The sequence below is a fragment of the Acidovorax lacteus genome, assembly GCF_039540375.1.
Taxonomy (GTDB): Bacteria; Pseudomonadota; Gammaproteobacteria; order Burkholderiales; family Burkholderiaceae_C; genus Acidovorax_G; species Acidovorax_G lacteus.
Window position 1 is genome coordinate 228,334 of sequence record NZ_BAABEX010000029.1, and the last position, 12,014, is coordinate 240,347.

General features: G+C 68.4%; 13 protein-coding genes. 10 read left to right on the plus strand and 3 right to left on the minus strand.

Translation table 11 applies throughout. From position 1 onward, the window contains the following. Positions 1–62: 62 nt before the first annotated feature. The 7 genes from ABD866_RS13885 (at position 63) to ABD866_RS13915 (ending at position 6,423) form a co-directional block, all read left to right on the plus strand. Positions 63–1,034 carry a DUF1176 domain-containing protein gene (locus tag ABD866_RS13885; protein ID WP_345066290.1) on the plus strand — a complete coding sequence of 324 codons (972 nt, stop codon included), beginning with the start codon at positions 63–65 and terminating at the stop codon, positions 1,032–1,034. Positions 1,035–1,085: 51 nt separating this feature from the next. After that, positions 1,086–2,444: a homoserine dehydrogenase gene (locus tag ABD866_RS13890; RefSeq protein WP_345066293.1), complete on the plus strand. Its 1,359-nt coding sequence runs from the start codon at positions 1,086–1,088 to the stop codon at positions 2,442–2,444. 44 nt (positions 2,445–2,488) lie between these two features. Beyond that, the gene (locus tag ABD866_RS13895) at positions 2,489–2,803 is read left to right on the plus strand and encodes a response regulator (RefSeq protein WP_345066295.1); all 315 of its coding nucleotides are present in this window, start codon (positions 2,489–2,491) and stop codon (positions 2,801–2,803) included. Positions 2,804–2,831: 28 nt separating this feature from the next. Beyond that, a complete protein-coding gene (thrC, locus tag ABD866_RS13900) occupies positions 2,832–4,262 on the plus strand; it encodes a threonine synthase (protein WP_345066298.1) in 1,431 nt (476 codons plus the stop codon). Between the two features lie 91 nt (positions 4,263–4,353). Continuing rightward, a complete protein-coding gene (gene mobB, locus ABD866_RS13905; RefSeq protein WP_345066301.1) occupies positions 4,354–4,905 on the plus strand; it encodes a molybdopterin-guanine dinucleotide biosynthesis protein B in 552 nt (183 codons plus the stop codon). Position 4,906: 1 nt separating this feature from the next. Continuing rightward, entirely contained in the window at positions 4,907–6,127 is a 1,221-nt protein-coding gene (locus ABD866_RS13910; RefSeq protein WP_345066304.1) for a molybdopterin molybdotransferase MoeA, read from the plus strand. Between the two features lie 41 nt (positions 6,128–6,168). Continuing rightward, positions 6,169–6,423: a MoaD/ThiS family protein gene (locus tag ABD866_RS13915; protein WP_345066306.1), complete on the plus strand. Its 255-nt coding sequence runs from the start codon at positions 6,169–6,171 to the stop codon at positions 6,421–6,423. Here ABD866_RS13915 and dapA read toward each other — a convergent pair. From dapA to ABD866_RS13930, 3 genes are all read right to left on the minus strand, one after another. Then, positions 6,410–7,306: a 4-hydroxy-tetrahydrodipicolinate synthase gene (gene dapA / locus ABD866_RS13920; protein WP_345066309.1), complete on the minus strand. Its 897-nt coding sequence runs from the start codon at positions 7,304–7,306 to the stop codon at positions 6,410–6,412. The genes ABD866_RS13915 and dapA overlap by 14 nt on opposite strands. Before the next feature lie 354 nt (positions 7,307–7,660). Continuing rightward, positions 7,661–7,996, minus strand: a complete 336-nt coding sequence (locus ABD866_RS13925; protein WP_345066312.1) for a hypothetical protein — start codon at positions 7,994–7,996, stop codon at positions 7,661–7,663. 42 nt (positions 7,997–8,038) lie between these two features. Continuing rightward, the gene (locus tag ABD866_RS13930) at positions 8,039–8,293 is read right to left on the minus strand and encodes a hypothetical protein (protein ID WP_345066315.1); all 255 of its coding nucleotides are present in this window, start codon (positions 8,291–8,293) and stop codon (positions 8,039–8,041) included. Between the two features lie 125 nt (positions 8,294–8,418). Between ABD866_RS13930 and ABD866_RS13935 the strand changes: the two genes are divergently transcribed. The 3 genes from ABD866_RS13935 to clpB all read left to right on the plus strand — a co-directional run bounded on the left by ABD866_RS13935 (position 8,419) and on the right by clpB (position 11,982). After that, positions 8,419–8,649, plus strand: a complete 231-nt coding sequence (locus ABD866_RS13935) for a hypothetical protein (RefSeq protein ID WP_345066318.1) — start codon at positions 8,419–8,421, stop codon at positions 8,647–8,649. 26 nt (positions 8,650–8,675) lie between these two features. Then, complete coding sequence (locus ABD866_RS13940; protein WP_345066321.1) at positions 8,676–9,152, plus strand: molybdenum cofactor biosynthesis protein MoaE; 477 nt, start codon at positions 8,676–8,678, stop codon at positions 9,150–9,152. 208 nt (positions 9,153–9,360) lie between these two features. Then, positions 9,361–11,982: an ATP-dependent chaperone ClpB gene (clpB, locus tag ABD866_RS13945; protein ID WP_345066323.1), complete on the plus strand. Its 2,622-nt coding sequence runs from the start codon at positions 9,361–9,363 to the stop codon at positions 11,980–11,982. The last annotated feature ends 32 nt before the right edge of the window (positions 11,983–12,014 follow it).

The window sequence follows — 12,014 nt, forward strand, 5'->3', positions numbered from 1 at the left end:
GGCGGCGGGCCGCTGCGTCCATGGGAGTGGGAGCCGTGTCCTGTGGTTCGTGGCGGCGGGCCGTGCTGGCTTGTGCTTTTGCGGCCGCCAGCGCCGCAGTCCACGCGGGGCCAGACGAGGGTTTTCTGCACAAGGACTGGTTCCTGCGCTGCGACAACACGCGCACCTGCCGTGCAGAGGGCTACCAGGCCGAAGGCGGTGAGTCACCACCCGTGTCGCTGCAGCTCACGCGTGCTGCCGGGCCGGGCACGCCGGTGCAGGCCCGCCTGCAGGTGTATGCCGATGACGCTGTACCCGGCGTTGTGCGCCTGCAGGTCGGCAGCCTGGTCATTCCGAAACTCGACTTGGGTGCCCCGCAGATCCCGCAGGCCGAGGTGCCGCCGCTGCTGCAGGCCCTGCTGCGCGCCGACGAGGCCACGGTGACGGCAGGCAAGACCACCTGGCGCTTGTCGCTGGCCGGTGCCAATGCAGTGCTGCTCAAGATGGACGAACGCCAGGGCCGCGTAGGAACCTCCGGTGCGCTGGTGCGCAAGGGGCCACGCGACGAAGCCTCTGTGTTGCCACCGCTGCAGGCCCCCGTGGTGCGTGCTGTGGTGCCGGTGCCTACACGCAAGGCCGATGCGGCCCTGGTGGCCCCGCTGCTCGCAGCCCTCGATCGCAGCGCGGTCGAAGGTGAGTGCGGCGGCAACCCGATGGACCCGGCCGGCGTACGCGTGCACCGCCTGACCGAGCGCCGCGTGCTGCTCGAGCTGCCCTGCCTGATGGGCGCCTACAACGCGGGCAGCCTGCTGTTCATGGCCAACGACCGCCCGCCCTACCAGCCTGTGGTGGTGGCCGATGTGGACGGTGAGTTCGACCCCTCCACCGGCACGGCCACCGCGTCCATGAAAGGCCGAGGCCTCGGCGATTGTTGGTCGGTGCGCGAATGGCGCTTCAACGGCCAGGGCTTCACGCTCTCGGCCGAACGGGCCGATGGCATGTGCCGCGGCTTTCCGGGCGGCGCCTGGCAGACGCCGGTGTACGTCTCGCGCTAAGGCCCCCTTGTTTCGTTTTATCAGTCTCCCAAGTTCATCCGAATCATGACCATGAAACCCATCCAAGTAGGCCTGCTGGGCATCGGCACCGTCGGCAGCGGCGTATTCAACGTGCTGCAACGCAACCAGGAAGAAATCCGCCGCCGTGCGGGCCGCGGCATTGAAGTGGCCATGGTGGCCGACCTCGACGTCGAGCGCGCGCGCAGTGTGGTTGGCAGCCAGGCCCGCGTGGTGGCCGATGCGCGCGAGGTCATCGCCAACCCCGATATCGACATCGTGATCGAGCTGATTGGCGGCTATGGCGTCGCCAAGGCGCTGGTGCTCGAAGCGATTGCCGCGGGCAAGCACGTGGTCACGGCCAACAAGGCCCTGCTGGCCGTGCATGGCACCGAGATTTTTGCGGCCGCGGCCGCCAAGGGCGTGATGGTGGCCTTCGAGGCCGCCGTGGCCGGGGGCATCCCGATCATCAAGGCGCTGCGCGAAGGCCTGACGGCCAACCGCATCCAGTGGATCGCCGGCATCATCAACGGCACCACCAACTTCATTCTGTCGGAGATGCGCAGCAAGGGGCTGGACTTCGACATCGTGCTCAAGGAAGCCCAGCGCCTGGGCTATGCCGAGGCCGACCCGACCTTCGACATCGAAGGCGTGGACGCCGCGCACAAGGCCACCATCATGTCGGCCATCGCGTTCGGCATTCCGGTGCAGTTCGACAAGGCGCATGTCGAGGGCATTACCAAGCTGTCGGCCGCCGACATCCGCTATGCCGAGCAGCTCGGCTACCGCATCAAGCTGCTGGGCATCACCAAGCGCACCGACAAGGGCGTGGAGCTGCGCGTGCACCCAAGCCTCGTGCCCTCCAAGCGCCTGATCGCCAACGTGGAGGGCGCGATGAACGCCGTGGTGGTGCAGGCCGACGCCGTGGGCACCACGCTGTACTACGGCAAGGGCGCGGGCTCCGAGCCCACGGCCAGCGCCGTGATTGCCGATCTGGTGGACATCACCCGCCTGAACACGGCCGACCCTGAGCACCGCGTGCCCTACCTGGCCTTCCAGTCGCACACGCTCAGCGAAGCCAAGGACCAGCTCCCCGTGCTGCCCATGAGCGAAGTGGTCACCAGCTATTACCTGCGCTTGCGCGTGGCCGACGAGGCCGGCGTGCTGGCCAAGGTCACGGGCATCCTGGCCGGTGCGGGCATCAGCATCGACGCCGTGTTGCAGCGCGAGGCCGACGAGGTGGGCGGCGCGGCCACGGGTGCCGACGGCGCCCCGGCGATTGCGCAGACCGACCTGATCATCCTCACGCACGACACGCGCGAAGGCACGATGGACGCCGCCATGGCCGAAATGCAGGCCCTGCCCACGGTGCTGGCCCCGATCACGCGCATCCGCAAGGAAGAGCTGGCCTGAGGCCGCTCTCGCCCCATCCGCGATGCATCTTCGCCCTGCGCTCCATGCCCACGCTGATTGCGGCCCTCACGCTGTCGGCGCTGCTCAAGCTGGCGCACATCGACTTCCCGCGCTGGCACCTGGCCTTCTGGTTCGGGCTGCTGGTGGGGTTGGCGCTGCGCGGCCATCTGTCGCTGGGCGAGGCCGCGCTCAACGGCCTGGGCAGCTTTGCCGCGGCCTGGGCCTACTTTGTGGCGCTCGAGCGCACCGACCACCGCGCGGCACGCCTGGCGCACTGGGCCATCCTGATCGGGGGCTTTGCGCTGCTCGTGGGCACGCGCCTGCTGCTCGACATTCGCCACTACGGCATCAGTTTCTGACCGATTGCACCCACAAGGGGGTTCCCCAATGAAGTACCTGAGCACCCGCGGCCACGCCGACCGCAAGCGTTTTTGCGACATCCTGCTCGAAGGCCTGGCCCCGGACGGCGGCCTGTACATGCCCGAGCACTACCCGCAGGTGGACGACGCCACGCTCACCCGCTGGCGCAGCGTGTACCACGAGCAGGGCTATGCCGAACTGGCGTTTGCCATCCTGTCGCTGTACATCGACGACATCCCGGCCGACGACCTGCGCGCCCTGTGCCGCAAGACGTACACGGCCGAGGTGTTCGGCACGGGCGAGATCGTGCCCCTGCGCCACCTGGACGACGGCCTGTGGCTCGAAGCCCTGTCCAACGGCCCCACGCTGGCCTTCAAGGACATGGCCATGCAGCTGCTGGGCAACCTGTTCGAGTACGAACTGGCGCGCCGCGGCGCAGAGCTGAACATTCTGGGTGCGACCAGCGGCGACACCGGCAGCGCTGCCGAATACGCGATGCGTGGCAAGCAGGGCATCCGCGTGTTCATGACCAGCCCGCACGGCCGCATGAGCCCCTTCCAGCAGGCGCAGATGTTCAGCCTGCAGGACGCCAACATCCACAACATCGCCATCGAAGGCGTGTTCGACGACTGCCAGGACATCGTCAAGGCGGTGAGCAACGACCTGGAGTTCAAGCGCCGCTACAAGATCGGCACCGTCAACTCGATCAACTGGGCGCGCCTGCTGGCGCAAGTGGTGTACTACTTTGCGGGCTACATCCAGGCCACCGAGCACAACACGCAGAAGGTCAGCTTCACCGTGCCCAGCGGCAACTTCGGCAACGTGTGCGCCGGGCATGTGGCGCGCATGATGGGCCTGCCGATCGACCGCCTGGTGGTGGCCACCAACGAGAACGACGTGCTCGACGAGTTCTTCCGCACCGGCGTGTACCGCGTGCGCGGCAGCAGCGACACGCACGAGACCTCGAGCCCCAGCATGGACATCAGCAAGGCCAGCAATTTCGAGCGCTTCGTATTCGACCTGCTGGACCGCGACACCGACCGCGTGCGCGCGCTGTTCGGTGAGGCCGTGCCGCGCGAAGGCCGGTTTGACCTCAGCGCCGACCCGCGTTTTGCGCTGGCCGCCACGCGCTACGGCTTTGCCAGCGGCCGCAGCACCCACGCCGACCGCCTGGCCACCATCCGCGACAACCATGCGCGCCACGGCGTGGTCATCGATACCCATACGGCCGACGGTGTGAAAGTCGCGCGCGAACTGCGTGGCCCGCTCGATGTGCCGATGATCGTGCTCGAGACGGCGCTGCCCATCAAGTTCGCCGCCACCATCGTCGAAGCCCTGGGCCAGCCGCCCGAGCGCCCGGCGAAGTTTGCGGGCATCGAAGACCTGCCCAAGCGCGTGCAGGTGATGCCCGCCGACGTGCAGCAGGTCAAGGACTACATCGCCCGCCACTGCGCGTGAGCCCCGCAGCACGACCAAGGCAGAAAATGCCTTGTCGTGCTTGAAATTCAAGCACGAGCAGCTATCAAAAAGATAGCATGAGGAGTTCTGGATGAAGGTTGTCGGCTTTGCCGGGTTCTCTGGCAGCGGCAAGACCACGCTGGTCGAGCAGCTCATTCCCGAGCTGCGCAGCCGCGGCTTGCGCGTGTCGGTGGTCAAGCATGCGCACCACAGCTTCGACATCGACCACCCGGGCAAGGACACCTACCGCCACCGCACAGCGGGTGCGTTCGAAGTGGTGGTCGCGTCCAGCCAGCGGCTGGCGCTGATGCGCGAGTTCGAGCAGCCCGCAGAGCTCTCCGTGCACCACCTGCTGGCCGAGCTGTACGACGGCGTGGACTGGGTGCTGGTGGAAGGCTTCAAGGACAGCGATCTGCTCAAGGTTGAAGTCTGGCGCCCCGCCGAGCCCGGCCAGCCGCCGCGCCCGGTGCGCTATCCCGAAGACGACTTCATCGCCGCGATTGCCACCACCGCGCCCGAAGCCCTGCCCGTGCCCACGGGCCTGCCCTGCCTGGACCTGAACCAGCCCGCCCAGGTGGCCGACTGGCTGCTGGCCCAAGCCGAACGCTTCGATTACGACTGGGAACTGCACGGAGAACGCTGAGATGCGCCCCCCGCTCAAAAGCCTGGACGACGCGCTGGCCGAACTGCTGGCCCACGCCCAGCCCCTGCCCGCCACCGAGCGCGTGGCCACCTTCGATGCGGACGGCCGCGTGCTGGCCGAGGCGCTGCAGTCGGCCCTGCATGTGCCCCCGCAGGACAACAGCTCGATGGACGGCTACGCCGTGCGCGTGGCCGACGTGACGGCACCCGGCACGGTGCTGCCCGTGTCGCAGCGCATTCCGGCGGGCAGCGCGGGCGCGCCGCTGGCCGCTGGCACGGCGGCGCGCATCTTCACCGGCGCACCCGTGCCCGCAGGGGCCGACGCCGTGCTCATGCAAGAAGACTGCGAGGCGCTGGACGACGGCTCGGTGCGTATCCAGGCCGTGCCTGCGCTGGGGCAGTGGATTCGCCGCGCAGGCGAAGACATCACCCGCGGCGCCACCGTGCTGGCCGCGGGCACCCGCCTGGGCCCGGCCGAGCTGGGCCTGGCCGCGAGCATCGGCGCGGCGCAGCTCGCCGTGGCCGCGCGCCCGCGCGTGGCCTTGTTCTCGACCGGCGACGAGCTCGTGATGCCTGGCGAGGTGCCGCCCGAGCAGATGCGCCCCGGCGCCATCTACAACAGCAACCGCTTCTTCTTGCGCGCGCTGCTGCTGCGCCTGGGCTGCCAGGTGACCGACTTTGGCATCGTGCCCGACCAGCGCGAAGCCACGCTGGCCGCGCTGCGCAGCGCGGCCGAAGCGCACGACCTCATCCTGACCAGCGGCGGCGTGAGCGTGGGCGAGGAAGACCACATCAAGCCCGCCGTGCAGGCGCTGGGTCGGCTCGACCTGTGGCAGATCGCCATGAAGCCCGGCAAGCCCTTTGCGTACGGCCAGGTGGGCGCGGCCCACTTCATGGGGCTGCCGGGCAACCCGGTGTCCAGCTTTCTGACCTTTGCGCTGCTGGTGCGGCCCTTTGTGCTGCGCCTGCAGGGCGTGGCCCACGTGGCCCCGCGCGCCTGGGCGGCCACCGCCGGCTTCGACTGGCCGCGCGCCGACAAGCGCCGCGAGTTTCTGCGCGTGCGCCAGGGGGCCGATGGCCGCCTGGAACTGTTCGCCAACCAAAGCTCGGGCGTGCTGACCTCCGCCGCCTGGGGCGATGGCGTGGTGGACAACCCCGCCGGGGCCACTGTCCACGCGGGCGACACGGTGCGCTACCTGCCGTTTTCCGAGCTGCTGTCCTGACCGCGCCCGCCCCGTTGTTGCCTCACCCTTCGCCTGTGGCCATGAAGACCCTCACGCTGCGTTACTTTGCCTCCATCCGCGAGGCCCTGGGCACCGGTTCCGAGCCCTGGCAGACCAGCGCGCCCACGCTGGGCGCGCTGCGCGACGAACTCATCGCCCGCGGCGGCCCGCACGCGGCCAGCCTGGCGCGCGGCCGCGCGGTGCGCATGGCCCTCAACCAGGTGATGGCCCACGACACGACCGCGCTGCCCGACGGCGCCGAGGTCGCGTTCTTCCCGCCCGTCACGGGCGGCTGAGCCCGGCCACGGCGCGCAGGCGTTCGGCCAGCGCAGGCGTGGCGGGTTGCATGGGGGGGCGCAGTGTGTCGTGCATCCACCCGGCCTGGGCCAGCAGGGCCTTGAGCGGGGCGGGGTTCGGCTCGGCAAAGCAGGCCTCTACCCAGGGTTGCAGGCGCTGCCACAGTGGCCGCGCGGCTTGCAGATCGCCCGCGCGCAATTGCCCCACCAGCGCCACAAAGTCGGCCGCCTGCCAGTGGGCGCTGGCTGCAATCGCGCCCGCGCCGCCCAGGGCGAGGGTGCTGAACATCTGCGCGTCTTCGCCCGCCAGCACCTGCAGCCGGCCGTCGGCGATCAGCGCCTGTGTCTTGGCGGGCTGCCCGCCGCAGTCCTTCACGGCCTGGATGCGCGGGTGGGCGGCCAGCTGCAGCAGCGTGGCGGTGTCGAGCACCGCGCCCGTGCGGTACGGAATGTCGTACACGATGAGCGGCACCGCGCTCGCGTCGGCCAGCGTGGTGAACCACTGCACCAGCCCGGCCTGCGACGGCCGGATGTAGTGCGGCGGCGGCACCAGCAGCCCGGCCAGCGGGCGGCGCGCCAGTGTCTGCACCCACTCCACCGTGTGCCCCAGGTGGTAGCCCGACAGGCCCATCACCACGGGCAGGCCCTGCGCGGCCGCCAGTACGGTGTCCAGCACCGCGAGTTGCTCGGCCTTGTCCAGCGCCGCGGCCTCGCCGGTGGAGCCGCAGGCCACAAAGCCCGTCACGCCCTGCTGCGCGAGCCGGGAGGTCATCGCCGCCAGGGCGGTGTGGTCGATGGCCCCGTCGCAAAACGGGGTGACGAGGGGAATCCACAGCCCGCTGAAGTCGGTGCGGTGGGAAGCAGGGCGAGAAGCCGGTGTCATGTTGTAGGTCCTGAGGTTCGACCGAGGGTGAACCGCCACAGAAGCGCTGCGGAAGGACTGGGGCCCGCAGGGGGCCAGGGAATCGGGTGATGCCGTTGCCAGGGTTCCGTCGCTCATCTGGGACGGAACCACGCAGCTCCGGTCAGATGAGCTGGGGTTTGGGGGCTTTGGTGGTCATGACCGCGCACTGCGAAGCCGCCGCCTGTGCAGCAGTGAGGGCGATGGGGGTGTGCATGGCCATGCGGCGCAGTATAGCCAGGCGCGGAGTTCTGCGGCCTGCTGCGCGAGCCCCGTTCACGCCACTCGGCCCATGCGCCATGCGCGGTTTCAGCAGGCGTTGCCCGAACGGGTGGTTCAGGCCGCGGGCGCTGGCTCGCTCGGGGGCACGAGTTCGGGGCAGGGCCAGTTCAGCAGCTCGGCCAGGCGCGTGACGATCCAGCCCGCCTCGGCCGGGGCGACCCCGGACTCCGGCATGCACAGCCCGGCATGGATGCGCCGCAGGATGCCCGACTCGGACGGGGCCTGCACGTGGTAGAGCGTCTGCGCCTGCTCGACCAGGTGGTGGGCCAGATCCTCGCAGAGTTCGTAGCGGGCGCGCACCACGGCGGCGGGCTCGCGCAGGCGCTGGCGCGCATCGGCGTACAGCGCGGTGAACGAAGGGGGCACAAGGATCTGGTTGTCGTCGTCCATGGCGTGGTGGAGGGGCGGCAGGGCGGTGGGGGCTCGGCGGGATCAGTCGGGGGTGAACAGGCGCTCGAAGCGGGCCCGGTCGGCCTCCAGCTCAAAGCTCACGAGCTGGCCCATCTTGCCGTCGGCGCGGCGGTGTGCGGCAAACAGCGTGTACTTGCCCGCCAGGTCCATCGCGGGCAGGTCGATCAGCGCGTAGGGGTAGGGCACGAAGACCTGGTGCTCGAACACCACGCGGTGCTGGTTCTGTGGCGAAGGGTAGAGCTGGTACAGCTCGGTGGTGATGGTGGGCGTGGCCATGGCGGGGCGATGCGGCAATTGGGCAGCGCCGGTTGGCGCAAAGCGCTGATCGTAGCGACAATCGGGCCTGACTCCGGCGGTGGCCTGCCTGCGCCGCCGGTCCTGCATTCTTTTGTACCTCCTGCATGGCAAAACCCAAGAGCGAATGGCCCACCAAGGTGATGGCCCTGGTGCGCAGCGGCAATATTCCGGCTGCCATTGCGCAGATCAAGGTCGCGCCCACGCTGGGCGACCTCACGCGGCTGCAAAAGCTCATTGAGCCCCTGCCCGTGACGCCCACCCACACCCACCTGCGCCAGGTGGTGGCCGAAGAGCACGCGCTGCTGTCGGCTCCGCGCCTGCACCGCGCGCCCTGAATGGCTTTGCCCCGTCCCGACCTGCCATGACCCTGCCCCGCGTTTCCATCCAGACCCAGGACTTTGACCTCAGCGCCGAGGTGGCTGCCCTGCGCGCCGGGCAACCCGGTGTAGGCGCCGTGTGCAGCTTTGTGGGCACGGTGCGCGACCGGAACGAAGGCGATGCCGTGGCGTCGATGGAACTCGAGCACTACCCGGGCATGACCGAAAAGGCCATCGAGGCCATGGTGGACGAAGCCTTTCGGCGCTTTGACATCCTGGGCGCACGGGTGGTGCACCGCGTGGGCCTGCTGCAGCCCTGCGACCAGATCGTGCTGGTGGCCGTGACCAGCGCGCACCGGGGCCAGAGCTTTCAGGCCTGCGAGTTTTTGATGGACTACCTCAAGACCCAGGCCCCGTTCTGGAAGAAGGAGCAGACGCCCCAGGGCGCCCGCTGGGTGGACGCCCGCGTGAGCGACGACGCCGCGCTGGCCCGCTGGGGCATTGCAGCGGCCAACGCCTGAGCCGCTGCACGCCCCGAGTGGCCGCTGTCGTGATTTGTCGTGATTTCAAGCCAAATGGGCCTCTGAATCAGCAAATTCAAGCACGAGCAGCTCACTTTTTGATAGCGAGTGCCGTGCCTGCGGCTCGGCAGCAAACCTGCACTGCCGCCAGGGTCTCTTGAAATCCGACGTCGCCTCCCTACCTGCGAGGCAGTTCGGAGGATTTCTCATGCGTCTCGACAAGCTCACCACCAAGTTCCAGGAAGCCCTGAGCGATGCCCAGAGCATTGCGCTCGGTCACGACCACGCTTACATCGAACCCGTGCATGTGCTGCTGGCCATGCTGCGCCAGGACGACGGCCCCAAGGCGCTGCTGCAGCGCGCGGGCGTGAACGTGCCGGGCCTGGCCCAGGCGGCCGAAGCCGCTGTCAAGCGCCTGCCGCAGGTGCAGGGGCACGACCAGGTGCAGGGCGGCCCCGAGCTGGGCCGCGTGCTGCAGGCCACCGAAAAAGAGGCCATCAAGCGCGGCGACCAGTTCATTGCGAGCGAACTCTTTTTGCTGGCCCTGACCGAGAGCAAGGGCGAGGTCGCGCAGATCGCCAAGGACAATGGTCTTACGCGCAAGAGCCTGGAAGCCGCGATCGACGCTGTGCGCGGTGGCCAGAAGATGGACAGCGCCGAGGCCGAAGGCCAGCGCGGCGCGCTGCAGAAGTACTGCCTGGATCTGACCGAGCGCGCCCGTGCGGGCAAGCTGGACCCGGTGATCGGCCGCGATGACGAGATCCGCCGCGCCATCCAGGTGCTGCAGCGGCGCAGCAAGAACAACCCGGTGCTGATCGGCGAACCCGGCGTGGGCAAGACCGCGATTGTGGAAGGCCTGGCCCAGCGCATCATCGCGGGCGAGGTGCCTGAAAGCCTCAAGGGCAAGCGCGTGCTCTCGCTCGACATGGCCGCGCTGCTGGCCGGGGCCAAGTACCGTGGCGAATTCGAAGAACGCTTGAAGACCGTGCTGAGCGAACTGGCCAAGGACGAAGGCCAGACCATCGTCTTCATCGACGAGCTGCACACCATGGTGGGCGCGGGCAAGGGCGAAGGCGCGATGGACGCGGGCAACATGCTCAAGCCGGCGCTGGCGCGGGGCGAGCTGCACTGCGTGGGCGCCACCACGCTCGACGAATACCGCAAGTACATCGAAAAAGACGCAGCGCTGGAGCGGCGCTTCCAGAAAATTCTGGTGGACGAGCCCACGGTGGAGGCGACGATCGCCATCCTGCGCGGCTTGCAGGAAAAGTACGAAGTGCACCATGGCGTGGAGATCACCGACCCGGCCATCGTGGCCGCGGCCGAGCTGAGCCACCGCTACATCACCGACCGCTTCCTGCCCGACAAGGCGATTGACCTCATCGACGAGGCGGCGGCCAAGATCAAGATCGAGATCGACTCCAAGCCCGAGGCCATCGACAAGCTCGACCGCCGCCTGATCCAGCTGCAGATCGAGCGCGAAGCCGTGCGGAAGGAAAAGGACGAGGCCTCGCAAAAGCGCCTGGCGCTGCTCGAAGAAGAAATCGACAAGCTGCAAAAAGAGATTGCCGACCTAGAGGACGTGTGGACGGCCGAAAAGGCCCAGGCCCAGGGCAGCCAGCAGGTGCGCGAGCAGGTCGAAAAAGTGAAGCTGCAGATCGAAGACCTCAAGCGCAAGGGCGACTTCAACAAGGTGGCCGAGCTGCAGTACGGCAAGCTGCCCGAGCTGGAAAAGCAGTTGCGCGAAGCCCAGGCCAAGGAAGAAGGCAAGGACGGCGCGGCCCAACCCAACCGCCTGCTGCGCACGCAGGTGGGGGCCGAAGAAATCGCCGAGGTGGTGAGCCGCGCCACGGGCATTCCCGTGGCCAAGATGATGCAGGGCGAAAAAGACAAGCTGCTGCAGATGGAAGGCAAGCTGCACGAGCGCGTTGTGGGCCAGGACGAAGCCATTGCCGCCGTGGCCAACGCCATCCGCCGCTCGCGCTCGGGCCTGTCGGACCCGAACCGGCCCACGGGCTCGTTCCTGTTCCTGGGCCCCACGGGCGTGGGCAAGACCGAGCTGTGCAAAGCGCTGGCGGGCTTTCTGTTCGACAGCGAAGAGCACCTCGTGCGCATCGACATGAGCGAGTTCATGGAGAAGCACTCCGTGGCCCGCCTGATTGGCGCGCCGCCCGGCTACGTGGGCTATGAAGAGGGCGGCTACCTGACCGAAGCCGTGCGCCGCAAGCCGTATTCTGTGCTGCTGCTCGACGAGGTGGAAAAGGCCCACCCCGACGTGTTCAACGTGCTCCTGCAGGTGCTGGACGATGGACGCCTGACCGACGGCCAGGGCCGCACCGTGGACTTCAAGAACACGGTGATCGTGATGACCAGCAACATCGGCTCGCACCTGATCCAGGCGATGGTCGGCCAGGACAAGGACGACATCAAGGACGCGGTGTGGGGCGAGCTCAAGCAGCACTTCCGGCCCGAGTTCTTGAACCGCATCGACGAGACGGTGGTGTTCCACGGTCTTGACGCGCAGCACATTGCCGCGATTGCCCGCATCCAGTTGCAGGCGCTGCAGGCGCGGCTGGCGCGCATGGACCTGTCGCTCGACGTGTCGGAGGCGGCGCTGGCCGAGCTGGCCAAAGTGGGCTTCGATCCGGTGTTTGGTGCCCGTCCGCTCAAGAGGGCCATTCAGCAACGGATTGAAAATCCCCTGTCCAAACTTCTGCTCGAAGGGCGCTTTGCACCCAAGAGCGTGATCGGCGTGGGGGTGGACCCGGTGCGCGAGCCCGGCGTGTTCCACTTTGACGCACGTACGGACGCCGAGATGGCGTCCGCTTGACCCCCCCGCCTGCAGGCTCCACGGCCCGCAGG

Excerpts from the sequence above, each read along its gene's own strand:
- ABD866_RS13910 (WP_345066304.1), top strand. The coding sequence starts at position 4,907 with ATGCGCCCCCCGCTCAAAAGCCTGGACGACGCGCTGGCCGAACTGCTG.
- ABD866_RS13930 (WP_345066315.1), bottom strand. The coding sequence starts at position 8,293 with ATGGCCACGCCCACCATCACCACCGAGCTGTACCAGCTCTACCCTTCG.
- mobB (WP_345066301.1), top strand. The coding sequence starts at position 4,354 with ATGAAGGTTGTCGGCTTTGCCGGGTTCTCTGGCAGCGGCAAGACCACG.
- ABD866_RS13925 (WP_345066312.1), bottom strand. The coding sequence starts at position 7,996 with ATGGACGACGACAACCAGATCCTTGTGCCCCCTTCGTTCACCGCGCTG.
- ABD866_RS13890 (WP_345066293.1), top strand. The coding sequence starts at position 1,086 with ATGAAACCCATCCAAGTAGGCCTGCTGGGCATCGGCACCGTCGGCAGC.
- ABD866_RS13915 (WP_345066306.1), top strand. The coding sequence starts at position 6,169 with ATGAAGACCCTCACGCTGCGTTACTTTGCCTCCATCCGCGAGGCCCTG.
- clpB (WP_345066323.1), top strand. The coding sequence starts at position 9,361 with ATGCGTCTCGACAAGCTCACCACCAAGTTCCAGGAAGCCCTGAGCGAT.
- thrC (WP_345066298.1), top strand. The coding sequence starts at position 2,832 with ATGAAGTACCTGAGCACCCGCGGCCACGCCGACCGCAAGCGTTTTTGC.
- ABD866_RS13940 (WP_345066321.1), top strand. The coding sequence starts at position 8,676 with ATGACCCTGCCCCGCGTTTCCATCCAGACCCAGGACTTTGACCTCAGC.
- ABD866_RS13935 (WP_345066318.1), top strand. The coding sequence starts at position 8,419 with ATGGCAAAACCCAAGAGCGAATGGCCCACCAAGGTGATGGCCCTGGTG.
- ABD866_RS13895 (WP_345066295.1), top strand. The coding sequence starts at position 2,489 with ATGCCCACGCTGATTGCGGCCCTCACGCTGTCGGCGCTGCTCAAGCTG.
- dapA (WP_345066309.1), bottom strand. The coding sequence starts at position 7,306 with ATGACACCGGCTTCTCGCCCTGCTTCCCACCGCACCGACTTCAGCGGG.